This is a genomic window from Actinomadura sp. NBRC 104412, assembly GCF_030269515.1.
In the GTDB taxonomy this organism is placed as follows: Bacteria; Actinomycetota; Actinomycetes; order Streptosporangiales; family Streptosporangiaceae; genus Spirillospora.
The window spans coordinates 1-24056 of record NZ_BSTM01000013.1 but is presented as its reverse complement, the minus strand read 5'-3'; the positions used below and the strand labels follow the sequence as shown (position 1 = coordinate 24056).

At 69.1% G+C, this 24056-nt stretch carries 28 protein-coding genes; 20 read left to right on the top strand and 8 right to left on the bottom strand.

Annotated features, from left to right (window positions below):
* Window positions 1-107: 107 nt before the first annotated feature.
* The 7 genes from QSK21_RS17845 to QSK21_RS17815 are packed head-to-tail and all read left to right on the top strand — an operon-like array spanning window position 108 to window position 5949.
* Window positions 108-1025 (top strand): VOC family protein, encoded by a 918-nt coding sequence (locus QSK21_RS17845; RefSeq protein ID WP_285697137.1) that lies wholly within the window; start codon window positions 108-110, stop codon window positions 1023-1025.
* On the top strand, window positions 1022-2470 hold the full coding sequence (locus QSK21_RS17840; RefSeq protein WP_285697136.1) for an NAD-dependent succinate-semialdehyde dehydrogenase: 1449 nt from the start codon (window positions 1022-1024) through the stop codon (window positions 2468-2470). Before QSK21_RS17845 ends, QSK21_RS17840 begins: the two co-directional genes overlap by 4 nt.
* Window positions 2471-2481: 11 nt before the next feature.
* The gene (locus tag QSK21_RS17835) at window positions 2482-3273 is read left to right on the top strand and encodes a fumarylacetoacetate hydrolase family protein (RefSeq protein WP_285697135.1); all 792 of its coding nucleotides are present in this window, start codon (window positions 2482-2484) and stop codon (window positions 3271-3273) included.
* Window positions 3274-3304: 31 nt separating this feature from the next.
* The gene (locus QSK21_RS17830) at window positions 3305-3646 is read left to right on the top strand and encodes a VOC family protein (protein WP_285697134.1); all 342 of its coding nucleotides are present in this window, start codon (window positions 3305-3307) and stop codon (window positions 3644-3646) included.
* A 17-nt stretch (window positions 3647-3663) separates the two neighbouring features.
* Window positions 3664-4443, top strand: a complete 780-nt coding sequence (locus tag QSK21_RS17825) for an alpha/beta fold hydrolase (RefSeq protein WP_285697133.1) — start codon at window positions 3664-3666, stop codon at window positions 4441-4443.
* Window positions 4440-4904 (top strand): GlcG/HbpS family heme-binding protein, encoded by a 465-nt coding sequence (locus QSK21_RS17820; RefSeq protein ID WP_285697131.1) that lies wholly within the window; start codon window positions 4440-4442, stop codon window positions 4902-4904. Before QSK21_RS17825 ends, QSK21_RS17820 begins: the two co-directional genes overlap by 4 nt.
* Window positions 4897-5949: a uroporphyrinogen decarboxylase/cobalamine-independent methonine synthase family protein gene (locus QSK21_RS17815; protein WP_285697128.1), complete on the top strand. Its 1053-nt coding sequence runs from the start codon at window positions 4897-4899 to the stop codon at window positions 5947-5949. Before QSK21_RS17820 ends, QSK21_RS17815 begins: the two co-directional genes overlap by 8 nt.
* A 48-nt stretch (window positions 5950-5997) precedes the next feature.
* Here the strand turns inward: QSK21_RS17815 and QSK21_RS17810 are convergent, their stop codons facing one another.
* Window positions 5998-6924, bottom strand: coding sequence for a LacI family DNA-binding transcriptional regulator (locus QSK21_RS17810; RefSeq protein WP_285697124.1), 927 nt, complete (start codon window positions 6922-6924; stop codon window positions 5998-6000).
* Between the two features lie 178 nt (window positions 6925-7102).
* Here QSK21_RS17810 and QSK21_RS17805 point away from each other — a divergent pair, with 178 nt between their 5' ends.
* From QSK21_RS17805 to QSK21_RS17780, 6 genes are all read left to right on the top strand, one after another.
* Window positions 7103-8455, top strand: a complete 1353-nt coding sequence (locus QSK21_RS17805) for a hypothetical protein (protein ID WP_285697123.1) — start codon at window positions 7103-7105, stop codon at window positions 8453-8455.
* Window positions 8448-9308 (top strand): methylenetetrahydrofolate reductase, encoded by an 861-nt coding sequence (locus tag QSK21_RS17800; protein ID WP_285697122.1) that lies wholly within the window; start codon window positions 8448-8450, stop codon window positions 9306-9308. Before QSK21_RS17805 ends, QSK21_RS17800 begins: the two co-directional genes overlap by 8 nt.
* Before the next feature lie 11 nt (window positions 9309-9319).
* Window positions 9320-9565, top strand: coding sequence for a hypothetical protein (locus tag QSK21_RS17795; RefSeq protein ID WP_285697121.1), 246 nt, complete (start codon window positions 9320-9322; stop codon window positions 9563-9565).
* Window positions 9562-10422: a formyltetrahydrofolate deformylase gene (gene purU, locus QSK21_RS17790; RefSeq protein WP_285697119.1), complete on the top strand. Its 861-nt coding sequence runs from the start codon at window positions 9562-9564 to the stop codon at window positions 10420-10422. The genes QSK21_RS17795 and purU overlap by 4 nt, the downstream gene beginning before the upstream one ends.
* A 13-nt stretch (window positions 10423-10435) precedes the next feature.
* Window positions 10436-10654 carry a tetrahydrofolate dehydrogenase/cyclohydrolase catalytic domain-containing protein gene (locus tag QSK21_RS17785; RefSeq protein ID WP_285697118.1) on the top strand — a complete coding sequence of 73 codons (219 nt, stop codon included), beginning with the start codon at window positions 10436-10438 and terminating at the stop codon, window positions 10652-10654.
* An 83-nt stretch (window positions 10655-10737) separates the two neighbouring features.
* Window positions 10738-12003 (top strand): hypothetical protein, encoded by a 1266-nt coding sequence (locus QSK21_RS17780; protein ID WP_285697117.1) that lies wholly within the window; start codon window positions 10738-10740, stop codon window positions 12001-12003.
* A 4-nt stretch (window positions 12004-12007) separates the two neighbouring features.
* Here QSK21_RS17780 and QSK21_RS17775 read toward each other — a convergent pair whose 3' ends face one another.
* Window positions 12008-12295 carry a putative quinol monooxygenase gene (locus QSK21_RS17775; protein WP_285697115.1) on the bottom strand — a complete coding sequence of 96 codons (288 nt, stop codon included), beginning with the start codon at window positions 12293-12295 and terminating at the stop codon, window positions 12008-12010.
* A 174-nt stretch (window positions 12296-12469) separates the two neighbouring features.
* Here QSK21_RS17775 and QSK21_RS17770 point away from each other — a divergent pair, with 174 nt between their 5' ends.
* From QSK21_RS17770 to QSK21_RS17740, 7 genes are all read left to right on the top strand, one after another.
* Window positions 12470-13924, top strand: a complete 1455-nt coding sequence (locus QSK21_RS17770; RefSeq protein ID WP_285697114.1) for an aldehyde dehydrogenase family protein — start codon at window positions 12470-12472, stop codon at window positions 13922-13924.
* A complete protein-coding gene (gene lhgD / locus QSK21_RS17765) occupies window positions 13921-15141 on the top strand; it encodes an L-2-hydroxyglutarate dehydrogenase (RefSeq protein ID WP_285697113.1) in 1221 nt (406 codons plus the stop codon). The genes QSK21_RS17770 and lhgD overlap by 4 nt, the downstream gene beginning before the upstream one ends.
* A gap of 16 nt (window positions 15142-15157) precedes the next feature.
* Window positions 15158-16018, top strand: a complete 861-nt coding sequence (locus QSK21_RS17760) for an amidohydrolase family protein (protein ID WP_285697112.1) — start codon at window positions 15158-15160, stop codon at window positions 16016-16018.
* Between the two features lie 11 nt (window positions 16019-16029).
* A complete protein-coding gene (locus QSK21_RS17755; protein WP_285697110.1) occupies window positions 16030-17733 on the top strand; it encodes a thiamine pyrophosphate-dependent enzyme in 1704 nt (567 codons plus the stop codon).
* 40 nt (window positions 17734-17773) lie between these two features.
* The gene (locus QSK21_RS17750; protein ID WP_285697108.1) at window positions 17774-18823 is read left to right on the top strand and encodes an Ldh family oxidoreductase; all 1050 of its coding nucleotides are present in this window, start codon (window positions 17774-17776) and stop codon (window positions 18821-18823) included.
* Between the two features lie 17 nt (window positions 18824-18840).
* Window positions 18841-19692 carry a siderophore-interacting protein gene (locus QSK21_RS17745; RefSeq protein ID WP_285697107.1) on the top strand — a complete coding sequence of 284 codons (852 nt, stop codon included), beginning with the start codon at window positions 18841-18843 and terminating at the stop codon, window positions 19690-19692.
* Between the two features lie 91 nt (window positions 19693-19783).
* Window positions 19784-20899: a cobalamin-independent methionine synthase II family protein gene (locus tag QSK21_RS17740; RefSeq protein ID WP_285697105.1), complete on the top strand. Its 1116-nt coding sequence runs from the start codon at window positions 19784-19786 to the stop codon at window positions 20897-20899.
* A gap of 327 nt (window positions 20900-21226) precedes the next feature.
* Here the strand turns inward: QSK21_RS17740 and QSK21_RS17735 are convergent, their stop codons facing one another.
* The 6 genes from QSK21_RS17735 to QSK21_RS17710 form a co-directional block, all read right to left on the bottom strand.
* Window positions 21227-21469 (bottom strand): hypothetical protein, encoded by a 243-nt coding sequence (locus QSK21_RS17735; RefSeq protein WP_285697103.1) that lies wholly within the window; start codon window positions 21467-21469, stop codon window positions 21227-21229.
* Window positions 21470-21676: 207 nt separating this feature from the next.
* A complete protein-coding gene (locus tag QSK21_RS17730; protein WP_285697100.1) occupies window positions 21677-22108 on the bottom strand; it encodes an IS3 family transposase in 432 nt (143 codons plus the stop codon).
* On the bottom strand, window positions 22065-22490 hold the full coding sequence (locus QSK21_RS17725) for an IS3 family transposase (protein WP_285697098.1): 426 nt from the start codon (window positions 22488-22490) through the stop codon (window positions 22065-22067). Before QSK21_RS17725 ends, QSK21_RS17730 begins: the two co-directional genes overlap by 44 nt.
* 140 nt (window positions 22491-22630) lie before the next feature.
* Window positions 22631-22858, bottom strand: coding sequence for a transposase (locus tag QSK21_RS17720; protein WP_285697096.1), 228 nt, complete (start codon window positions 22856-22858; stop codon window positions 22631-22633).
* 306 nt (window positions 22859-23164) lie between these two features.
* Complete coding sequence (locus QSK21_RS17715; protein WP_285697095.1) at window positions 23165-23434, bottom strand: hypothetical protein; 270 nt, start codon at window positions 23432-23434, stop codon at window positions 23165-23167.
* Window positions 23435-23553: 119 nt separating this feature from the next.
* A complete protein-coding gene (locus QSK21_RS17710; RefSeq protein WP_285697094.1) occupies window positions 23554-23700 on the bottom strand; it encodes a hypothetical protein in 147 nt (48 codons plus the stop codon).
* Window positions 23701-24056 lie beyond the last annotated feature (356 nt).

Here is a 24056-nt window from a genome sequence, read left to right as displayed (position 1 = left end):
TTGCAGCTTCGGTAGTGCTCGGCGTATTGGGATCGGCCTGCCCGGTTTCTAGGATCAACGTGCCGGCGCGGCGAGCACGCACCGGCCCGAAGGAGGGTGAGCGACCAGTGGGAATCCAGCGCATCGAATCGGTCGTCTACAGCGTCGAGGACCTCGCCGAATGCGTCCGTTTCTTTTCCGACCTGGGTCTGGCACTCGTCACCCGCACCGATGATCAAGCGGTTTTCGAGACGATTGTCAAACAGACGGTGCGGCTGCATGCGTCGCCCATCGCCGGGGCGCCTCCCGCATTGGAGCCGGGCCCCACGATCCGCGAGGTGGTGTGGGGAGTCGACACGCCCGAGGCGCTGAGCGATCTGGTGGACGCGCTGGCGAAAGACCGCGAGGTCGTCGGCGACGAGGGCGGCGTCTACCACACGATCGACGAGACGGGCTTCGGCCTCGGGCTCACGCTGGCCGGGCCGTCGGTGGCGGAGGTCGTCACCCCTCGCGAGGCGAACGTGCTGGGTCACGTGCGGCGCTGGAACGCCCCGGTGACCTCGGCCGGGCGGGTCAGGCCGCTGCGGATGTGCCACCTCGCGCTCAACATTCCCAAGGCGGGGCGGGACGAGGCCGTGGCGCTCTACACCGACCGCTTGGGCTTCGTCCCCACCGACATCGTGCGGCCGATGGGCGTGTTCATGCGATGCGAGGGCGACGCCGACCACCACAACTTCCTGCTCTGCCACCGTCCCGACCGGGCCGGTGTGAACCATGTGGCCTTCGAGGTCCCCGGCTTCGACGAGGTCATCGAGGGCGGCAACCACATGGTCGGCCAGGGCTGGCGGGAGGCGCGGCGGCTCGGCCGGCACACCATCGGCTCGAACGTCTTCCGGTTCGTCCACGCCCCCTGCGGCGGACGCGTCGAGCTCGCCGCCGACATGGACCGTGTCGACGGCACCTACGGGACGCGCGTCCACGAGACCGCCCCACCCCACCACATCTGGACTCTGCGCACATCCGGCGACCCCAAGGACGACCAATGACCGGGAACGCCTATCCACCCCCGCGGCTGTTCATCGCGGGAACCTGGCGCCCGTCGTCGGCATCGGGCCGCACCGCCCCCGTCCTCAACCCGGCCAACGAGCGGGTCATCGGCGAGGTACCCCTGGTCGCCACGGCCGAGCTGGACGAGGCCCTCGCGGCGGCCGGCACCGGCTTCGCGGCGTGGCGCAACACCCCGATCGCCCGGCGGACCGCGATTCTGCACGACGCGGCCGACCGGCTCACCGCGCGTGCCGACGAGGTCGCCCGGATCATGACCCTGGAGCAGGGCAAGCCGTTCAAGGAGGCGCGCGGCGAGGCGCTTCGGGTGGCGGACGCGCTGCGCTGGGACGCCGACGACGCCCGCCGCGCCTACGGCCGGGTCATCCCCTCGGCGGACGACACGCTGCTGACGGTCCGCCGCGAGCCGATCGGCCCCGTCGCGGCGTTCACGCCGTGGAACTTCCCGGCGGGCTCCCCGATGCGCAAGATGGCCGCCGCCCTGTCGGCCGGGTGCTCGATCATCATCAAGGCGTCCGAGGAGACCCCCGGCACGGCCTGCGCGCTGGTCCGGTGCTTCGAGGAGGCCGGTGTTCCCGCGGGGGCGCTCAATCTGGTGTTCGGGGAGCCCGCCGAGGTCTCCGCGCACCTGATCGCCGCGCCGCAGACCCGGCTCATCGCGTTCACCGGGTCGGTCCCGGTCGGAAAGCTGCTGGCCGCGGCCGCGGGCGCGGAGATGAAGCCGTGCCTGATGGAGCTGGGCGGGCACGCCCCGGTGATCGTCTGCGCGGACGCCGACCCGGTTGCCGCGGCCCGCCGCGCCGCGACCGCCAAGTTCATCAACGCGGGCCAGGTCTGTACCTCGCCGAGCCGCTTCCTCGTCCACGAGAGCCTGCTGGAGGAGTTCGTCGACGCGTTCGTCCAGGCCGCCGAGGCCGTGGTCGTCGGCGACGGCCTGGAGGACGGCGTGACCATGGGCCCGCTGGCCAACGAACGGCGGCTCAAGGCGATGGACGAGCTGGTCGCCGACGCCACCGCGCGCGGCGCCAAGGTCCTGTGCGGCGGTTCGCGGATCGACCGGCCGGGGTTCTTCTTCCCGCCGACCGTGCTGACCGGCGTCCCGGCGGACGCGCGCCTGATGCGGGAGGAGCCGTTCGGCCCGGTCGCACCCATCACACCGTTCGGCGACCTGGACGAGGCGCTGCGGATCGCCAACTCGCTGCCCTACGGCCTGGCCGCCTACGGGTTCACCCGGTCGTCCGCCACCGCCGAACGCCTGGTGCGGGGCTTCGAGGCGGGCATCTTGTCGATCAACCATTGCGGCGGGTCGGTGCACGAGGCGCCGTCCGGCGGGGTCAAGTCGAGTGGTTACGGCAAGGAGGGCGGCCCGGAGGGGCTCGACGCCTACCTCGTCACCAAGCGCGTCTCCCACCTGCTCACGGGCTGAGGCGCGCCGAGATGAGGTACTCCCGGATCTCCGTCGACGGCCGCGCGGTGTGGGCGCGGGTGGACGGGGACGTCCTGCGCCCGCTGCGCGGCTCCCCGCTCGAGGGTGGCGGTAACGCCGAGGCCGGACGGGCCGTCCCGGTGGCCGATGCGACCTTCCTGCCGCCCGTCGTCCCGAACGTGTTCTACGCCGTCGGAATGAACTACAAGCGTCACGCCGAGCACGCGGGCGTCGCGATCCCCGAACGTCCCGAAGTCGGATACCGGGCCAACAACGCGCTGATCGGCCACGGCCAGGCCATCGTCAAACCGGACGGCGTCGAGGGCCGGTTCGAGGCCGAAGGCGAGGTCGTCGCCGTCATCGGCAGGCGGCTGCGCCGCGCCACCTACGCGGAGGCGCGCGAGGCGGTCTTCGGGTGGACGATCGGCAACGACGTCAGCGCCCGCGCCTGGCAGCACGCCGACCGGAGCTTCTGGCGCAGCAAGAACAGCGACACCTTCAAGCCGATGGGCCCGTGGATCGAGACCGATGCCGACCCGCTGGCCCAGACCACCACCGTGCGGGTGGACGGGGAGGTCCGCGCGTCCTTCCGCACCGGGGCGATGATCTTCGACCCGTACGAGTACATCGTCGAGACCACCCGGTACATCACGATGCACCCCGGCGACGTGCTGTGGATGGGCGCGGACGCGACCGTCCAGCTGGAGCCCGGGAGCACCGTCGACATCGAGATCAGCGGGATCGGCACGCTGTCCAATCCCGTGCTTTCCGAAAGCCGCGCAGAAAGGCAGGACGATGAATGACAGGGCCAGCCGGCCTCGATACATCCACCATGTGAACTTCCCGACCACCAACCCCGAGCGGACCATCGAGTGGTACTCGAAGGTGTTCGGCCTCAAGGCGATCAAGCCCAAGAGCAACACCAAGGTCGTGCTGATGACGCGCGGCAACTTCGACCTGCACTTCACGCCGGTCGAGGAGATGGAGCGGATGGCGCCCTACCACTTCGCCATCGAGGTGGAGGACTGGGACGGTTTCCTGGCCCACCTCAAGGAGCTGGGCATCCGGCACACGCGTCCCATCGAGCGGCCCGAGAACCAGTCGAAATTCTGCTACATCCACGATCCCGACCACACGATGATCGAGCTCGTCTACCACGGCAATAGGCCCGAGTGAGCGGGGGAGAGGCGCACATGGGCGTCGCCACCTCGGACGGCCACTCGATCTATTACGAACGGCACGGCTCGGGCCCGCCGATCCTGCTGGTCCACGGCTCCGGCGGCAACCACGCGGCCTGGTGGCAGCAGGTGGCCGCATTACGCGACCGCTACACGGTCGTGACCGTCGACCTGCGCGGCTTCGGCAACTCCGACTCCTCGATGCCCGAGTTCGACGGCCGCGACTTCCCCGGCGACATCGTCGCCGTCCTGAAGAAGGAGGACCTCACCGACGTCCTCCTGGTCGGCCAGTCGATCGGGGCCGCGGCGGCGCTACGGGCGGGGCTGAGCTGTCGCGACCGCGTGCGCGGGGTCGTATTGGCCCACTCGCTCGGCGGTATCGATCATCCCGAGCTCTCCGAACTGGTCGCCGCGAACCGGGCCGAGGCCGTCAAGCTGCCCGTCATCGACCGCCTGCTCAGCAAGCGGTTCCAGGAGGACGAGCCCGCGCGCACCTTCCTGTTCCAGCAGATGGGCACGTTCAACGTGGCCAAGATGGCCGACCTGCGCAACCTGTCGGTCGGCGGCCCGAGCATCGACGAGGTCGTCGCCTCCGGGCTCGACATCACCTTCCTGGCCGGTGAGGCCGACGCCGTCCTGCGCCCCGCCACCGTCCGGCGCGCTCACGAGCTGGTCAAGGGCTCCCGCCTGGAGCTGATCCCCGGCACGCCGCACTCCATGTACTGGGAGGCGCCGGAGGAGTTCAACGCCGCGGTCGCTCGCGTCCGTGCAGCCCTCACGAAGGAGACCGCATGAAACTCACCCTCGCCGAAGCCGAGGAGATCACCGCCGCCTGCCTGAAGAGCGGCCAGAGCATGGGCAAGGCACTCAGTGTCGCCATCGTGGACGCCGGCGGCTTCGCGCTGGTGGTCAAGCGCTCGGACGGCGCCCGTCCCCTCACCCCCAGCATCGCCATGGCCAAGGCGTACAGCGCCGCGGTCATGGAGCGCCCCACCCGGATGCTGAAGCCCTGGGCCGAGAGCAACCCCGGCTTCTTCGCGCAGCTGTCCACGATGGGCACCCACCCGATCGTCGCCACCGACGGCGGCGTCACCATCAAGCGCGAAGGCGAGATCCTCGGCGGCCTGGGCATCTCCGGCGGCACCGCCGAGGAGGACCAGCAGGTCTGCGACGAGGTGCTCGGCGCGCTCGGCTACCAACTGCAGTTCGAGGCATGGGGTGGCGCCCGACAGCGAACGGAGGTCCGCAATGGCTGACACCTACAAATTCCGGATCGACCACCACGGCAGCCTGATCCGTCCCCCCGAGCTCCTGGCCGCGCGCGCCCGGCACGCCGCCGGAGAGATCGACGACGCGCAACTGCGTGCCGCCGAGGACCAGGCGATCTCCGAATCCGTCCGGTCCCAGCGCAGGCTCCGCCTGTCGGTCGTCACCGACGGCGAATTCCGTCGCGCCGACTTCCGAAGCGCGGTTCTGGACTCGGTAAGCGGCTTCCACCGGACCGGCGGCAAAGACCCCCACGGCCGCGACGAATGGACGGTCGACGGCGAAGTCAAATCCGGCGGCCCCCTCATCGCCGACGGCTTCGAGCCCGTCAAGAGAATGGCCGGCCTGACCGCCGCCCCCAAGGCGACTTTGCCCTCTCCCGCCTACCTGGCGGCAAGCTGCTATAACCCAGCGGTTTCCGGAGCGGCTTATAGCAGCGCCGTCAAGCTGGGCGAAGCCCTGGCCCGAATCGTCCGCGACGAAATCGAACTGCTGATAGCCCAGGGCGTCCGCCTGATCCAGCTGAACAACTACCGCTACTCGGCATACCTTTGCGGCAAGGGCGGCCAGCCACTGACCCTGGACGAGGCCGTGGCCATCGACTCCATCGCGGTGAACGTGGCCGCCAAACCCGAGAACGTCCGCATCGGCCTGTGCCCGACGCACCGAGCGGTGGGCGCCGTAGACCGGGCCGCAGCCACCCACCTGTTCTCCGCCCTGCCCGTAGACCGCTGGGTCCTGCCCTACGACAAGGGCACCGAAGGCGAGGTCGCCCTGCTACGCGCGGTCCCCGCCGACCGCGACGCCGCCCTGGGCATCGTCGACCCGTCCGTCCCCGACCTGGAGGACGTAGAGACGATCATGCAGCGCATGGACGTGGCGGCCGAGATCAAGGATATCGAGGACATCGCGGTGACCCCGAGCGCGGGTTTCTCCGACGTGGCGGGCCAGGCCGCGATCTCCCCCGACGACCAGCGCCGCAAACTGATCCACGTGGAGACCATCGCGCGCATGTGCTGGGGCAACGAGCTCTAGCCGCGTCGTCGAGCGGCGCGTTCGTCCCGCGCCGCGTGCCGCCCCAGGTCAGGCCGATTCGCGAACGATCACCTCGGCCGGCGCGTGGTGGGGCGGGGACGGATCGAGTCCGAGGATGGTGCGGGCGTCGTTGCGGCCGTGGTCTTCGGCGTCGATGCGGACCGTGGTGAGGGCCGGGGTGGTCAGCGCCCCGTATCCGGACTCGTCGAAACCGATGACGGCGAGATCGTCCGGCACGGCCACGCCGAGCTCGCGCAGGGCGGCCAGCAGGCGCAGGGCGACCTCGTCGCTGGCGGCGGCCACCGCGGTCACGTCGCCGTGGGCGCCGCGGAAGGTCCGGGCGGCAGCGGCGCAGGCCGCATGATCCGGCGGCAGGGTCAGGACCCGCGGCGGCGGCAGGCCGAGCGTCCGCGCCGCCTCGCGGGCGAAGCGCAGCCGGATCGGGCCCAGCGGGTCCTGGTCGCCGGGGAGCGCCATGGCGGTACGGGTGTGGCCGCGTTCGGCGAGGTAGCCGAATTGCAGCGCGATGTTCCCGGCGAGGCCGCCGCTCTGGCCGCCGTCGTCGTACTCGTGGCCGGGCATCAGGTATTTCTGCCCGAATCGCAGCACGGCGAGCGGGGCGATCGCGTCGATCACCTGCTGGGCCGATTCGGGGGTCGTGTGACCATGCCGGACGAACAGGACGTGGCCGTGCCTGGCGAGCTCGTCGTCCAGGCCGCGGATGTAGCTGCGCGAGTAGTTGCCCTCCAGGCCGCTGTCGATGGTGAGCACGACGATCCTCGACGATCCCTCGCGCAGCGCCCGGGCGATGCCGTGCGGCACGTATCCCAGGTCGCGCGCGGCCTGCCGGACGCGCTCGCGGGTGGCGGGTGAGATCGAGATATTCGGCGTGTCCCGGAGCACGAAACCCGCGGTGGACCGCGACACCCCGCTCGCCGCGGCCACGTCCCGCAGCGTCACCCGCTTCGCGCCCATCACCACCCTCTCCTGGCCACCCCCTTTGACGATACCGGGGCCGCCGGGGCTGGGGCGCTGCCTGCGTCGCCACGTGCAACCTAAGCATGCGACCCGGTGCCGTTGCCTGCCGGAAACCCTGCGGTTACATTCGCTAGATCGATCTACTAGATCGATCTAGTCCACCTGGGAGGTTCTCATGGCGGTACCGAGCCTGCAGGCCGGCATCGATCAGGCGGGATCACCCGTGCGGTTGCTGTGGGAGCCCGACCCGGCGCCGTGGCTGCCGGAGGTGATCGAGCCCGAGTACGCGGGGTGGCGCGAAGAGCAGGCGGCGTGGCATTCCGGAGTGGCGATCTCGGACCTGTGCCACCACATGTTCGACACCTTCATCGAGGGGCCCGACGCCACCCGGCTGCTCGCGGCCGTGAGCGCGAACGACTACGAGCGGTTCGCCGTGGGCCAGGCCAAGCAGTTCATCCCGGTGACCGGACGAGGTCATATCGTCACCGACGGCATTCTGCTGCGCGAGGCGGAGCACCGCTACGTCCTGAGCGGAATTCCCGCAGCGCAAAACTGGGTGAAGTATCACGGTGAGAAGGGCGGATACGACGTCGCGTTCTCGACCGACCCGTCCTCGGCGTTCCGTGGCGGCGGTGACCCGAAGCTGTTCCGCTTCCAGGTGCAGGGGCCGCTGGCGCGGGACCTGGTCGAGGCCGCGTTCGGCGGGCCGCTGCCGCCCGCCAAGTTCTTCCACTCCGTCCCGGTGTCCCTGGCCGGGCGCCACTTCCGCGCGCTGCGGCACAACATGGCGGGCCAGGACGGATTCGAGTTCGTCGGGGACTGGCAGGACGCGGCGGCGGTGAAAGACGCGCTGATGACGGCCGGTGAGCCGTTCGGGCTCGTCCACGTCGGCGGGTACGCCTACGCGAGCGCGAGTGTTGAGAGCGGCTGGATTCCTTCCCCGATCCCGGGTATTTACACCGACCCGGAACTACTCGACTATCGCAACTGGCTTCCGCTGTTCGGCATCGAGGGAAAGCGTCCCCTGAACGGAAGCTTCTTCTCCGAGAACATCGAGGACTATTACTGCTCGCCGTACGAACTGGGCTATGGCCGCTCCATCTCGTTCAACCACGACTTCATCGGCCGGGCCGCTCTGGAGAAGGCCAAGGACGAGCACCGGCGGACGAAGGTCACCCTCGTCCTCGACCCCGAGGACATGCGGAAGGTCATCGGCGAGGAAATGGGCTACCACCTCACCTACGCCCGGCATCGGGTGGAGGCCGGCTCGTCCCTGGTCGGCCTCACCCACCAGACCGCCACCATCGACGGGACGGGCACCCTCCTGTCGCTGACGCTGATCGACAAGCAGTACGCCGAGCCCGGCACCGAGGTGACCGTCGTGTGGGGCGAGCATCCCGGCCCCGGAACCAGCCCCGACGCCGACCTCGGCTTCCCGCGCGTCCGGGCCACGGTGCAACCGGCACCCTTCGACGAGCACGCGCGCAAGCAGTACCGGCGGCACGACCTGTCCCGTCCCAATGCCTGAGACGGCGCGGTCGCGGGGTGCTGACCTGCTGCGCGACTTCTCGCTGGAGATGACCGGCAAGGACGCCGCCGAGCTCGAACAGGCCCGCGCCGCCATCCCGCCCGGCACCCGGATCAACGTGACCTTCCTGGGCAACGAGGACCTACCGATGCGCCTGACCGCCGCGCGCATGGTCAAGGAGTTGGGATTCGTCCCGGTACCGCACATCTCGGCCCGCCGCCTGCGCTCACGGGCGACGCTCGAGGAGTTCCTGGCCGTGCTGGCGGCGGACGATGTTCTCGGCGAGGTGTTCGTCGTCGGCGGCGATCCGTCCGAACCGCACGGCCCGTACGAGGACGCGCTGTCCGTCCTGAACACCGGCTTGCTCCAGGCCCACGGCGTCAGGCACATCGGCGTCACCGGCTACCCCGAGGGCCACCCCGCCATCACGGACCGGGCGCTGTGGACGGCCCTCGAGGCCAAGACGGCGCTGCTCCGGGAACAGGGGCTCCCGGCCGGCATCATCACCCAGTTCGGTTTCGCCGCCGAGCCGGTGCTGACCTGGATCGAATGCGTCCGGGCGCGCGGCATCGACCTGCCGATCCGGGTCGGCGTACCAGGCCCCGCCGGAGTGCGGCGGCTGCTGTCCTACGCCACCCGCTTCGGCGTCAGCACCAGCGCAGGCATCGCCAAGAAATACGGACTGTCGCTGACCAACCTCATGGGCACTGCCGGACCCGACCGCTTCATCCACGCGCTGGCGGACGGCTATGACCCGCACCGCCATGGCGAGGTGAAGCTGCACTTCTACACCTTCGGTGGCCTCAGGACCACTTCTGAATGGATCGCCGAATTCGCCTCGGCCACCCACTGAGAGGACTTTCCATGCCCAGCCTTGAAGACGAGATCCGCGCCGCCGGAGGACCGCTGCAGCTCATGCGCAGCGGCCGATCCGCCGCGTTCCCCTTCCCGATCCGAGCGGAATTCACCAACTGGCGCGACGAGCAGGAGAGCCGGCTGATCTGGGGAGAACCGAACGGCGGCTCGGCCAATCCCGCAGTGGAACGCCACACCCAGACCGTCATCCGGGCCACCATCACCCAGCGCCCCTTCCCCGTGGAGGGGCGATGACCGCCGACCATGCCTCCCTGATCGTCCAAGGAGAGGACAGAGTCGGCCTGGTCGCAGCCATCACCTCGGTTCTGACCGCCCATGATGCCAACATCGTCTCCCTGGACCAGTACTCCGACGACCCGGCGGGCGGCGCGTTCTTCCAGCGGACGGTGTTCCGCCTGGACAACCTCAAGGCGGCCCTGCCCGCACTGGAAAAGGACCTCCAGAAAAACCTGGAGAAACGCTTCAACCTGCGTTTCACACTTCGCGACCTTTCGGTTCCGAGACGGATGGCCATCTTCGCCTCGAAATCCGACCACTGCCTGCTGGATCTGCTCTGGCGCCAGCGCCGTGGCGAACTCCCCGTCACCATCCCAATGGTGATCTCCAACCACCCCGACACGGCCGAGGACGTCAGAGCCTTCGGCGTGCCCTTCTTCCACGTGCCTTCGTCCGGCCCCGACAAGTCCGCCGCCGAGGCAGAGCATCTCCGGCTTCTTCAGGGCAATGTCGACTTCATCGTCCTGGCCAGATACATGCAGATCCTGTCCGGCGAGTTCATCGAAAAGGTCGGCGTCCCCATCATCAACATCCACCATTCCTTCCTGCCCGCCTTCATTGGCGCCGGCCCGTACAACAAGGCCAAGGAACGCGGCGTGAAACTGGTCGGCGCCACCGCCCACTACGTGACCGAGGAACTCGACCAGGGCCCGATCATCGAGCAGGACGTCGTCCGGGTCACCCACGCCGACACCATCACCGAGCTACAGCGCCGGGGCGCGGACGTGGAACGCGTGGTCCTGGCCCGCGCCGTCAAATGGCACAGTGAGGACCGCGTCATCCGGAACGGCAACCACACCATCGTCTTCGCCTAGCCGGGCGGCCGACATGACCAAGCTGATCGACGGAAAGGCGATCGCACGACGCATCCGCGGGTCGGTCGCCGCAAAGGTCAAGGACTCCGGCACCGCCCCCGGCCTGGCGACGATCCTGGTGGGCGACGACCCGTCCGGCGCCGTCTACGTGGCGAGCAAACGCCGCCACGACGTCCGCGCAAGCCTTGACGCCGTCCGCGTAGCCGATGCCTGGACCGGGAGGATGTTCTGATGCATGTCAGCGAGCGACAGCGGCAGGCCTATGAGGCGCTCCTGAGTGCGCCGGACGGGCCGTTCGTCACCGAGCGTCCAGCCTTGTTCAGTCCGGCAGCCGCCGCTCAGGACGAGGTCAATGAAAAGGGTGGCTTCGGCCGGTTCGCACAACTCCTCCTCCCGCTGGAGTACACGAACTGGGTCGAGGAGAACCGTGCTCATGTCCAATCGTGCTACATCGGCGACTGGACGTCCCTGAACAAGGTGAGCGTCCGTGGACGGGAGGCACTGAAATTCCTTGCCTGGGCCGGGATGAACGACCTTTCCCGGTTCGAGATCGGCCAGATCAGGCATCACATCCAATTGGACGAGAACGGATGGATCGCCTCCGAGGGTGTCCTCTACCGACTCGGCGAGGAGGAGTTCGTCTACACGGCGGGGAGTTGCGACTGGCTCTGTTGGCAGCTCAGCCGCGGGAACTGGGACGTTGAGATCGCGGACATCAGCCCGGAGACCTTCATCTTTGGCGTGCAGGGTCCCACGTCCCTGCCCACCCTCGAGAAGGCCACCGGGGAGAGCCTGCGGGACATAGGCTTCAACCGGACGCGTCCCGCACGGATCGGTGGCGCCCCGGTACGGGTGCTCCGCACCGGGATCTCCGGCGAACTCGGATATGAACTGCACGGGTCGGCGGACGACGCCAACGAGATCTGGTCGGCCGTCGTGGCCGCCGGGGAGCAGTTCGGCATCCGCCGGCTCGGTTTCCGCGCCCAGCCCGTCCAGCACATCGAGGCCGGCATCGCGACCAACGGCCTGGACTATCTCCCGGCCGCGATCATCACCCCGGGCGCACCGCGACAGTTCCGGCGCGGCTCGATCGGGGGCAGCTTCGTCCCCGCCCAAGGGATCACCGACTACTTCCGAAAGCCGGGCGAGCTCGGCTGGGGGCCGCGCCGGATCCCGCCGCATGACTTCCTCGGCAGGGACGCGCTGCTCGCCGAGCCCGAGCCCACTCGGACGCTAGTGGGCCTGACCTGGAATCGAACCGACGTGGCCGAGGTGCTCACCTCGATGCTGACCGGCGAGGAGCTCCCTGAGCAGATGGAGCTCCCGCGCCGGCTCGGACCCAGCTTCGACCAGGTCCTCTTCGCCGGGAACCCTGTCGGCGTGTCCACCGGCCGCACCCTGAGCGCCAACCTGCGAGCGACCATCTCCCTGGGCGTTGTCGACCGCCGGCACGCGGCCCCCGGAACCGAACTGATCATCATATGGGGAAGGCCGGGAACACCACAGAGGCGGATCCGGGCGACGGTCACCGAACTCCCGTTCAAGCCGGATAATCGCCGAGTCGACGTCACGACCCTCTGACCTTTCAAAGCACATCGCCCGACCACACCGTCCGCTCCAAAAGGCGGGGGCGGACGGTGGCGATGATGAGCTTGGCGAAGTGTTCCGACTGTGTGTGGGCGTGGAATGCCTCGCGGTCGGTGTACTGCTCGTAGAGGGTGAAGGCGGCCTCCTCGTCGGCGTCCGTGTGGACGATGTAGAGCAGGTTTCCCGGTTCGCGCAGGGTGTGTTCGCGCATTTCCATGAGGGCTGCCCGGACCAGGTCCGCGTCGGTGGGGTCGCAGCGGTAGTGGGCGATGACGGCGTATGGCATGCGGCAGATTTCACCATGTCTCGGGGGCCGGGCGGGGGGCGCCAGAGTGCGAAGCGTGCAAGCAATGCATGCCTCTGCGCCCGTAGTCGGCCCTGACGTGAGGTTCTTATCGTTGGCCGTCGACGCGGGGAAGTCCGGCTTCCCCTCGATGACTTCCGGCCCTGAGGAGCGGTGATGCCCGTGCAGCAGATGGAGACCCTCTCGGGGGGACGCTGGGTGGGGGCCGACGCCTGGGTGGACGTGTTCGACCCTGCCGACGTCCGCGCGCCCGTGGCCCGCGTCCCGGCGCTGACCGCGGAGGATGTCAGGAAGGTCTACGACGCGGCGGAGTCGGGCTTCGTCGGCTGGCGTGCGACCTCGCCGTTCGAGAGGGCCCGTGTGCTGTTCCGGGCCGCCGCGCTGCTGCGCGAGCGGGTCACGGAGGTCGCCGCCGTGGTCGTCAGGGAGAACGGCAAGACATCGGCAGAGGCTCGTGGCGAGACCGAGAAGGCCGCCGACTTCCTGGAGTACTACGCCTCAATGGCTCGCAGCGGGTACGGGACACTGCTGCATGACGTTCGGCCGCGGACTCGAGCCGAGGTTCGGCGTGAGCCGGTCGGTGTGGTGCTGGCTATCACTCCCTGGAACGACCCACTGCTGACACCGGCCCGCAAGCTCGCCCCGGCGCTGGCGGCAGGGAACGCCGTGGTGCTCAAGCCCGCGACGGAGACCCCAGGACCGGCGCTGGAGTTCGCGCGAGCGCTGGACGATGCCGGTATACCCCCCGGGGTCGTCAATGTGGTCACCGGTCGTACGTCCCAGATCTCTGACGCCCTTCTGGAAGACCCGCGCATCGCGGCGGTGACCTTCACCGGTGGTAATGAGGTGGGGGAGCGGCTGCGGGTGCGGATGGCCGCTCGCAACGTTCGCTTCCAGGGGGAACTGGGCGGGAAGAACGCCTCGGTCGTCCTCGCGGACGCGGATCTGGACGCCGCCGCCGACGCCGTCGTTCTGGCGTCGTTCGGGCAGGCGGGGCAGCGGTGTACCGCTACCAGTCGTGTTCTGGTGGAGCGTTCGGTGTTCGAGCGGTTCGCCGGGATTCTGCGCGGGAAGGTCGCCGCACTGCGGGTCGGCCCGGGAGACCACCCGGGCACGTCGGTCTGCCCGGTCGTCAGCCCGGCACACCGCGAGAGCGTATTGGCCGCTATCGCCCTGGCCGTCAAGCAGGGGGCGCGGATCGAGATCGGCGGGGACGTGCCGGACGAGGAGGGGCTCGCCCACGGGTGCTACGTCCGTCCCACGATCCTGGCGGACGTGACGCCGGAGATGGACATCTGGCGGCACGAGGTGTTCGGGCCGGTGGTCGTCCTGCGGCCGGTGGAGGGTCTGGACGCGGCGATCGCCGAGGTCAACGACTCCGACTTCGGGCTCGCCGCGGCCGTCTTCACGCGGAGGCTGGACGCGGCCCACCGGTTCGCCGACGGCGTCGAGTGCGGTCAGGTCGCGGTGAACACGACCACGTCCGGGTGGGACGTCCACCAGCCCTTCGGGGGATTCCGCGACTCCGGCTCGCCGTTCAAGGAGCAGGGGACCGAGGCTCTCCGCTTCTACACCCGCGTCAAGACCGTCGCGATCCGTTTCGGCGCATGACCGAGCAGCGGACCACCGGCATCGTGGGCGCCGGCATCGTCGGCCTGGCGATCGGCCGGGAGATCGTCAAGCGGCGGCCCGGGACGCGGGTCGTCGTCGTGGAGAAGGAAGACCGCGTCGCCGCCCACCAGACCGGCCACAACTCGGGTGTCGTCCACGCCGGCATCTACTATGCGCCGGGCAGCCTCAAGGCGCGGCTGTGCGCGCGGGGCGCGGCCATGCTCCGGGAGTACTGCGCCGAGCACGGGCTGCCCTACGAGGAGTGCGGCAAGCTCGTGGTCGCGGTGGCGTCCGAGGAGATGGCGCGGCTCGACGAGCTGGAGGTGAGGGCTCGCGCGAACGGCGTGCCAGGGCTGAGGCGGCTGGGCCCGGACGAGATCCGCGACATCGAGCCGTACGCCACCGGCCTGGCCGCGCTGCACTCGCCGCGCACCGCGATCACCGACTACACGATGATCGCCCGGTCGTTCGCCGACGAGATCGTCGCGGCGGGCGGCGAGGTGCGGCTGTCGTTCCCGGTCACCCGCATCGCGCGGGGCGGTGGCGCGCTGGAGCTCGTGTCCGGGGACGGCGCGGTCACCGTCCACGAGCTGATCATCTGTGCCGGGGTGCAGGGTGACCTCGTCTCCCGGCTCGCCGGGGACGTCGCCGAACCCAGGATCGTCCCGTTCCGGGGTGAATACCTGCGCGTCTCCGCGGAAAAGGCGCCCATGGTGCGCGGGCTGATCTACCCGGTTCCCGATCCCCGTTATCCCTTTCTCGGTGTCCATTTCACGCGGCGGGTCTCGGGTGCGGTCGAGGTCGGGCCGAACGCCCTTCTCGCCCCGGCACGCGAGGGTTACGCCCGTTCGGATATTTCACCGCGGGACCTGTGGCATACGGCGACCTGGCCCGGTACCTGGCGCATGGCGTTCCACCATTGGCGCACGGCGATCAGGGAAATGCGCGGCTCGCTGTCCAAGCGCGCCTACATGAAGGACGCCAGGCGCTACGTCCCGGAGATCGGCGCCCACGACGTGGTCCGGGCCGGGTTCGGGATCCGGGCTCAGGCGCTGGACCGCGACGGCTCGCTGGTCGACGACTTCCGCGTCCACCGGCTCGGAAAGATCACCGCCGTCCGGAACGCACCCTCGCCCGCCGCCACGTCCTGCATGGCCATCGCAGAGCACGTCCTCGACATCGTCGAAGGCGAAAAGAGCGCGCCTCACCGGGCGTGACAGAGAGGAAAGCCCTATGTTCGTCGTCGACTCCCAGGTGCACATCTGGAAGGAAGAGACTCCGGACCGTCCTTGGGTTCCGGGGGCGCGGGAGCGGATCCGGCTCAACGGCCACCGCGAGGACCCGTTCAGCTACGAGGAATGCCTGGCCCTGATGGACGAGGCCGGCGTCAACCGCGCCCTGCTCCTGCCTCCGTCGTGGGAGGGCAACCGCGTCGACTACTCGCTGGAGGCGTGCGAGGCCCACCCCGAGCGCTTCGGCGTCATGGCCCGCATCCCGCAGAACGACCCGGTCGAGGGCACGGCCATGCTGAAGGACTTCGCCCAGAACCCCCACATCAAGGGCACCCGGCTGACCTTCCACCGCCCCCAGGACCGCAACTGGATGATCGACGGCACCAACGACTGGTACTGGCCGATCGCCGAGGAGCTGGGCATCCCCACGATGGTGCACGCGCCGATCTGGAAGGCCGAGCTGGGCGCCATCGCCGCGAAGCACCCCGGCCTGAAGATCATCATCGACCACATGGGGATCATGGCCCGGTGCGTGGACGACGCCATCGGCTACTGGGTCCAGGAGACCGCCGACCTGCACAAGCACCCCAACATCCACGTCAAGGTGTCGGCGCTGCCGGGCTACTCCACACACCCCTTCCCGAACCTCAACATCGAGAAGTACGTGCGCCAGATGGTCGACGCGATGGGCCCCGAACGCTGCTTCTGGGGCACCGACATCACCCGCCTGCTCGGCCGCGGCCTCACCTACACCGACGCGATCGAGCAGTTCACCAAGCACTTCGACTTCACACCGGAGGAGCTCGACTGGATCATGGGCCGCGGCATCTGCGAGGTCCTCGACTGGCCGATCGAGGGCTGAGGCACCGGCACATGACCTTCACCCCGGACGGCGGGGACGCCGTCATAAGCGCGTTCAACGCGGTCGGAGCCGACTACCTGTTCTCCTCTCCCGGGTCCGAGTGGGCCCCGGTGTGGGAGTCGCTGGCCCGGCGCCACCGCGACGGGCTGCCCTGCCCGCGCTACCTGGACCTGACGCACGAGACCGTGGCCGTCGGCATGGCCACCGGCTACGGCCTGGTCACCCGCCGTCCCCAGGGTGTCCTGCTGCACGCGGGTCCCGGCCTGCTGCAGGGCTCCATGGCCGTACACGGCGCCCTGCTGGCCGGGGTGCCGATGGTGGTCGCCTCGGCCGAGTCCACCACCTATGGGGACGCGGACGGGCCGGACCCGGGCGGGCAGTGGTACCGCAACCTGTCCGTCGTGGGCGGCCCGCACACCCTGGCCCGGCCGTGGGTGAAGTGGTCGAACCAGGCGGCCGACGTCTCCGTCCTGCCCGGCATGGTGACACGCGCGGCCGAGATCGCCGCGCGGGCACCCGCGGGGCCGGTCTACCTCAACATCCCGCTGGAGGTCCTGCTCGACCCCTGGGACGAGCGCGACCCGAAGCCGGTGGCGGCTCCGGGGACGACGGTCAGCGCGCCCGAGGAGGTCGAGACAGTTCTCGCCCTGCTGGCGGGCGCGGACAAACCGGTGATCGTGACCGAGACCGCCGGGCGGGAGCGCGGCGGCATGGAGGCGCTCCTCGACCTCGCCGAGACGCTGCAGATCCCGGTGATCGAGCCGAGCTCGGCCGTGTGCGCCAGCTTCCCCCGCACGCACCACCTGCACGCGGGCGGCGACATCGGGCCGTACATGGACACCGCCGACCTGATCGTCCTGGTGAACTGCCGGGCCCCGTTCTACCCGCCGAGCCGGCGGCCGGCGCGGGCGAAGATCGTGGTGATTGACGCGGTGCCGCAGCGCCCGCACCTCGCCTACCAGGTACTTCACGCGGACCATTACCTCGAAGGGGGAGTGGTCGCCACGCTGCGCGAGCTCACCCGCAGGGCCCGGGAGGATGGCCTGCCGTCCGAGGCCGTGCTGCGGTCCAGGCGTGCGGCGCAGCTGGCGCGGCACGCGGCGGACGAGGCGGCGCTGCGGGAGAGCGAGAGCCGCGCGGCCTCGTCCCCGGGTCTCGACCCGGTCGAGGTGGCCGTGGCGCTCCGCGAACTCCTCGCCGGAGACGACCCGATCGTGGTGGACGAGACCATCACCCACAGCCGGGCCGTCCAGCGGCACCTACGGCGCAGCAGTCCGGACTCCTATTTCTACGTCCAGGGCGGCCTCGGCCAAGGGATTGCCGTGGCGCTGGGGGTCAAGCTGGCCGCGCCCGAACGGCCGGTGGTCTTCACCGTGGGGGACGGGGCGTTCATGTACAACCCGATCGTCCAGTCGCTCGACGCCGCCAGAACCTACGGCATCCCGGTGCTGATCGTCATCTTCAACAACCGCGAGTACGCGTCCATGAAGGCCAACCACCTGCGGTTCTATCCCGAGGGTGCGGCGGTGCAGACCGGCGAGTTCCTCGGGGTCGACCTCGGCGGCCGGCCCGAGCCGGCGAGCTTCGCCGAGCCGTTCGGCATGCACGCCGAGACCGTCGAGCGCCCCGGCGATCTCGGCGACGCGCTGGACCGGGCGCTGAAATCCGTCCGCGGCGGCACCACCGCCATCGTCAACGTCCACGTCTCCCGCTGATGAGCGCGAGCCGTCCGGACCCGGAGCCTGGAGTCTGCCGATGCCCGAAGTCGTGATTCCCGCCACCGAGCTGACCGCGTTCGCGACCGCGCTGCTCACCGGGGCGGGCGCCCGTCCCGAACACGCCCGCACGATCAGCCAGGTGCTGATGTGGGCGAGCCTGCGCGGGGTCGACTCCCACGGCGTCTCGCGCGTTCCCCGCTACCTGGAACTGCTGGACTCCGGCGAGGCCAACGCGGCCCCCGACATGCGCATCTCCTCGGACGTGCCCGGCGTGGCCGTCCTGGACGCCGACCGCGCCCCGGGCCCCGTCGCGCTCACCGCGGCCACCGCCGAAGCGGCGACCCGTGCCCGCACCAGCGGGATCGCGGCCTTGGGCGTGCGGCGCACCGTCCACACCGGGGCGATCGGCTACTACACCTCCCGCCTCGCCGACGACGGGCTGGTCGGCATCGCGTTCGTCGCCGGAATGCCCAACATGAGCTACACCGGTGTCAGAGGGCGCGCGGTGGCGACGAGCCCGCTGTCGATCGCCGTCCCCGCCGACGGGCACCCGCCCGCGCTGCTCGACATGGCGACCGCGGGCATCGCCCTCGGCAAGATCGCCCAGTACCGGAACAGCGGCACCCCGCTGCCCGAGGGCGTCGCCGCCACCGCGGACGGCGTCCCCACCACCGACCCGGCGATCGCGAAGCTGCCGCTGCCGCTCGGCGGCGCCAAGGGCGCAGGCATGTCGCTGCTGTTCGAGCTGATCACCAGCGTCCTGGTCGGTGCCCCGATTCTCGCGTCCTTCCACGGCGACGACCCGGACGGACGCGTCCACCGGCAGAACGCCCTGCTCATCGCCCTGGACCCGGCCGCCTTCGGCGCCGCCGAGGCGTTCACCGCCGCCACCGCGACCACGCTGGACACCCTGAAAGGTCTCCCGCGCGCGGACGAGGCCACCGAGATCCGTTACCCCGGCGAAGGCAGCGCGGCCGTCGCGGAGAAGCGAACGGCGAACGGCATCCCCGTCGCGCCCAAGGTCTGGGACGAACTCCTCACCGCCGCTGACAAGCTCAACATCCAGCCCCCGGCCGCGACCGCCTGACGCCCAAGGAACCCGCCATGACAGGACCCCCGGAACGTCAAGGCCGCCGCCAAGGCCGCCGCACCACACGCGCCCAGGTGCGGAGCGCCGAGCGGATCACCCCGCACATGATCCGCATCGTGCTGGGCGGGCCCGGGCTGGCGGACTTCGCCACCCGCGGCCGCACCGACCACTACATCAAGCTGATCTTCCCGGCGGAGGGCGCCGTCTACCCCGAGCCTTTCGATCTCCAGCAGGTCCGGGCCGAGTTCCCGCGTGAGCTATGGCCGCGCCTGCGCACCTACACCGTCCGCCGTTGGGATCGCGACGCCCGCGAGCTCACCATCGATGTCGTCCACCACGGCGACGAGGGCCTCGCAGGACCCTGGGCAGCGAGCGCCGAACCCGGCGACGAAATCCATTTCGTCGGGCCGGGAGGCGACTACACCCCGTCCCCGGACGCCGGCTGGCATCTGTTCGCCGGAGACGAAAGCGCTCTTCCCGCGATAGCGGCCTCGTTGGAGAACCTCCCGTCCGGGGCACGCGCCCACGCCCTCGTCGAAGTCAGCGGTCCCGAAGAAGAACAGAAAATCGAACCCTCCAGCGACGGGGCCACCATCACCTGGCTGCACCGATCGGGTGCCCCGGTCGGCAACGCCCTCGTCCAGGCGGTCGGCGAACTGGAATTCCCTGACACCACCGTCCACGCCTTCGTCCACGGCGAGGCGGGCTTCGTCAAGGAGCTGCGCCGACTCCTTCTCCGTGAGCGCGCGATCCCGCGCGACCGGGTGTCCATCTCCGGCTACTGGCGCATCGGCCACGACGAGGACCGCTGGCAGACCGTCAAACGCGACTGGAACCGCCAGGTCGAGCAGGAACAGGACGGCTGACGCGGCAACCATTGCAGCCACCCCTTGACGGACCCTTCTATCGCAGGCACGTCCGGACGATGCCGTCCGGGACCCATACGAGGAGACCACGATGGCCGATTCCGTCACATTCCGCGCAGACCACGTCGGCAGCCTGATTCGTCCCCGGGCACTGCTGGAGGCGCGCCGCCGCCACGACGCGGGGGAGATCGGGGCCGGGGAACTACGCGAGGTCGAGGACGCGGCGATCGCCGACGCCGTGGCCGCGCAGCGGCAGGCGGGGATCGACGTCGTCACCGACGGCGAGTTCCGCCGCCGCGACTTCCGCACCGGATTCGCCGACGCCGTCGACGGGATCTCGATGCGGACCTTCGACATGCCCTGGCACACCGAGGACGGGGTCACCACGCTGCCCAGCAACCAGTTCATCATCACCGAACGCCTCCGGCAGCGGCGGCGTCTGGCCGAGGGCGAGGCGGCGTACCTGCGGAGCCTGACCTCGGCGCCGATCAAGGTCACGCTGATCGCGCCGGGCTTCCTCGTGGACAGGTTCTGGTCGGACGAGGAGACCGGCCGGTGCTACGCCTCACGCGAGGAACTGGCCGCCGAGGTCGCGGCGATCACGCGCACGGAGATCGAGGCGCTGATCGCGGAAGGGGTCCGCTACGTCCAGCTCGACAACCCCGGATACGCGGCCTTCCTGGGCGCGCACGCCCGCGAGAACTCCGGCGCACAGGCCAGGCAGGCCGCCTTCAAGCGCATGCTGGACACCGACAGGGCCGCCGTCGAGGGGGTGCGGCGACCGGCGGGAGTGACGATCGGGCTGCACGTCTGCCGCGGTAACCAGTCCAGCATGTGGCTGGCGGAAGGCGGTTACGAGCCCATCGCCGAGCAGCTGTTCGCCTCGATTCCCGTCGACCGGTTCCTGCTGGAATACGACGACGACCGCTCGGGCGGCTTCGAACCCCTGCAGTTCGTCCCGAAGGGCACCATGGTCGTGCTCGGGCTGGTGAGCAGCAAGACCGCCGAGCTCGAAACACCCGAAACGCTCGCCCGCCGCATCGAGCGCGCCGCGAAGGTCGTGGACCTCGACCACCTGGCGATCAGCCCCCAATGCGGCTTCGCCTCGGTCGCCGAGGGTGGCAACGACCTGGAGCCGGCCGACCAGTTCGCGAAGCTGCGCCTGGTGGCCGACACCGCAAGGGCCACCTGGGGCCACGCCGACTGAGCACGGCCCACCGAGAGACCGGCCCAGGGCCGTCGATCGTGCAGAACCTGGTCGAGGCCGGCCTCAGGCACTTTACCCCCACCACCACACAACCCACTCCGGCGATCACGAGCACGCCCGACACAAGGCCACAGGCTAGACAACACGCGCACATGCCGATGTACGGACGTTCGGTGTAGGTTTAGCTCTCAGCCCGCTCAGACCATGAACTTCCGGTCAAGACGGCGATGAAGCATGCCGAGAGGCGCCGCGAAGGTCCTACCCGCGGTAATCGGGGTTTCGTGGATGCCAGGTGACCATGGGGCCTGGATCGTACGGTAGGTGTGTTCAGGGGTTGGCTGGTTTGCGGGCGGTGAATAGGCGGGTGGGGACCCAGGGACTGCCCCACCAGGCGCGCCAGCCTAGGTTGCGTACGGTGATGTCCTGGGCGTTCAGCCGGGACAGCACCGCGGCGTACTGGCGGGGGGTCCGCGCCAGGTCGGCGATCAGCAGCCGGCCGCCCGGTCGCAGCACCCGGTACGCCTCGGCGATCGCTTGGGCGCGGGCGTCCGCGCCGAAGATGGTGTGCACCGTCAGGCTCCACAGCCGACCAGCTCGCCGCCGAACACCCGACACCGTGGTGACACCGACGCCTCAACCTTGGGACGGCGGGCGTTCTACAAGCCAACGACGAGTAGCCCGTCGTTCAGCCGAACCTGCACTTCATCTTCAGCACACCCGGTGAATTCGTTTGTGTGCTAGTGAGGTTTTCCCGTTGCACGGACACCTGCGGTGAGGTCACTCGGCGGTGTCTGAGGGCAGGTTGAGCCCTTCGAACGTGACGGGACTGTGCATCCCAATACTGGAATGACGTCTGTACGGATTATACCAGCACTCAAGCCATTCGAAAACGGCACTGGCAAGTTCTTCGCGGGTTCTCCAGGTCCGGGTATCGAGCAACTCCAGCTGCATCGTCCCCCAGAACGATTCCATCATGGAATTGTCGTGACAATCACCGACCGTGCCCATCGACCCGAGTAGCCCGGCATCCCGTAGCCGCTTCCCGGACGCCCAGGAAGTATATTGCGTTCCGTGGTCGGAATGCAGGATAGTGGAACCGCTCGGCGGGTTACGCCGCGTCACAGCCATCGCCAGGGCATTGACGACGAGATCGGTGTCCTGGCGGTCATCGATCGACCAGCCGACGATCCGCCTGGAACAGGCGTCCATGACCGCCGCGCAGTACAGTTTCCCCCTCTGCGGTGGGGTGCTCGGTGATGTCGGTCAGCCACAGCCGATCCGGCGCGGCCACGTCGAACCGGCGCTGCACCAGGTCCTCCTCGGTCACCTGATGTACCAGGTTGCGGCGCCCTCGGCGCCGGTAGAGGCCCTGCAGCCCAGCAGCACGCATCAGCCGCTCCACCCGCTTGCGGCTGACCCGCTCACCCAGTCCGAGTGTCAACTCGGCGTGCACCCGAGGCGAGCCGTAACCGCCGCGCGATTCGGCGTGGATCTGGCGGATCATCTTCGTCAGTTCCTTGTTCCGCAGCGTGCGAGGCGGCTCGGGCTGGCCGAGCCAGTCGTGATATCCCGACGTGGACTCGTTCAGCACTCGGCAGGCCACCGCGACCGGGATCGAGTCGGCGGCGAGTTCACCGACCAGCGAGTAGATTACTTTGGGAGTACGTTCTCCCGGGCGAAGCAGGCGGCCGCCCGCGCTTGAGGATCTCGTTCTCGGTCTCCAGCTGCCGGTTACGCCGCCCGCAGCTCGGCCAGTTCCTTCTTCTCCGCAGTGGTCAGACGGCCGCCACCGTCTTCTCCCCCGGCCCTTTTGTCGTCGGCGTTGGCCTGGTTCACCCAGTTCTGCAAGCAGGACCTACTGATGCCCAGATCCTTGGCGATCTGGACCATGGACTTGTCGCCCTGGCGGGCCGGCTCGACCGCGCGGCGCCGGAACTCGGGCGGGTGTGGTGACGGCATGGCGAGCATCCTTCCTGATGATCGCCGGTGACCTCAGGTCAGGTGTCCGCCGAACGGGGGGAAGCTCACGGACGGCCATGCAGATCCTCCGACACAGCCAGATCAGCATCACGATGGAGGTCTACACGGAGGTTCCCACAGAGGTCACAAGGGATGCTCTAAAACGACTGGGAGCGAGCCTTTCTGGTCCTGAAGTACAGAGTTTCGAAGGTGGTTAGTTGTTCGGAGGGGCTGCTCCCCACCCCCTTGGGAAGCAGCCCCCCGCTGACCAGACTTCGACTGAGAGCGATGTTCGGATCTGCCGCTTCAGAGGCGGCGCAGACGCCTGGCTTCTCGGGCTTGGAGCCTCTCAGCGCGGCGCATGCGACGCTCCGCCCGAACCTTCAATCGATGCTTACGGCGCGCCTTGACCATGCGGTGCCGATGCTTCCAATAGCTGTGCCACCAGTCCTTCCGGTCCGACGAAGGCGGCATTACCGCCTTGACGGTCCGGATGACCATGAGCAGCACCAGCGGACCAAGCAGCGCCGAAGCCACCAGCCAAGTAGGGGTGTTCGACGACAACAAATCGATCACTGAGGCTTGCCCTTCCACGTACTCCAGGAAGGGCGGGACGGCTGCGTCTAGCTACAGCGCTCCTCGGATAGGCGGCACGCAGAGTACGCCCAGCCCTTCACGAAACGAGGAAGGGCCAGTCAGCCCGTGAAGGTGGCAGAGTCCTCAGCCGGGGAGGCGGTGGCCTTATCGCGGTCCAGGCAGAGGAACAGGCCCTTGAGGATGAAGAAGACCAGCACCAAGGCCATCGGCGGCAGCGATACGTGGTACCACCAAGTACGACTCACAGAGTCCTCCATCCGGAACCTTCCTTGGAGGGGAGAAGTTCAGGATCCATCCCAGGGTGGTGGCCTCGCAGTAGCTGTACAGCTGAGCTGTACAGCCGCCTAGAGGCCCCGCCGTAGCAACGGCAGAGGGCCTGTGACCTGCGTCGGGACGGCGGGATTTGAACCCACGACCCCTTGACCCCCAGCCACAAAAGGCCAGTCGATCTTCGTCGATCTGAGTCGAACGGGGGGCCGCGTCCAGGCGGGTGGTGTATGAGAAGGCCACCTCGCGATCTATTGATTAGTTAAGCACTGATTGCCTCAATTGTCACATCAGCATCATTGGTGTCGCTTTCGTGGCCGACTTTCTGGCAGGC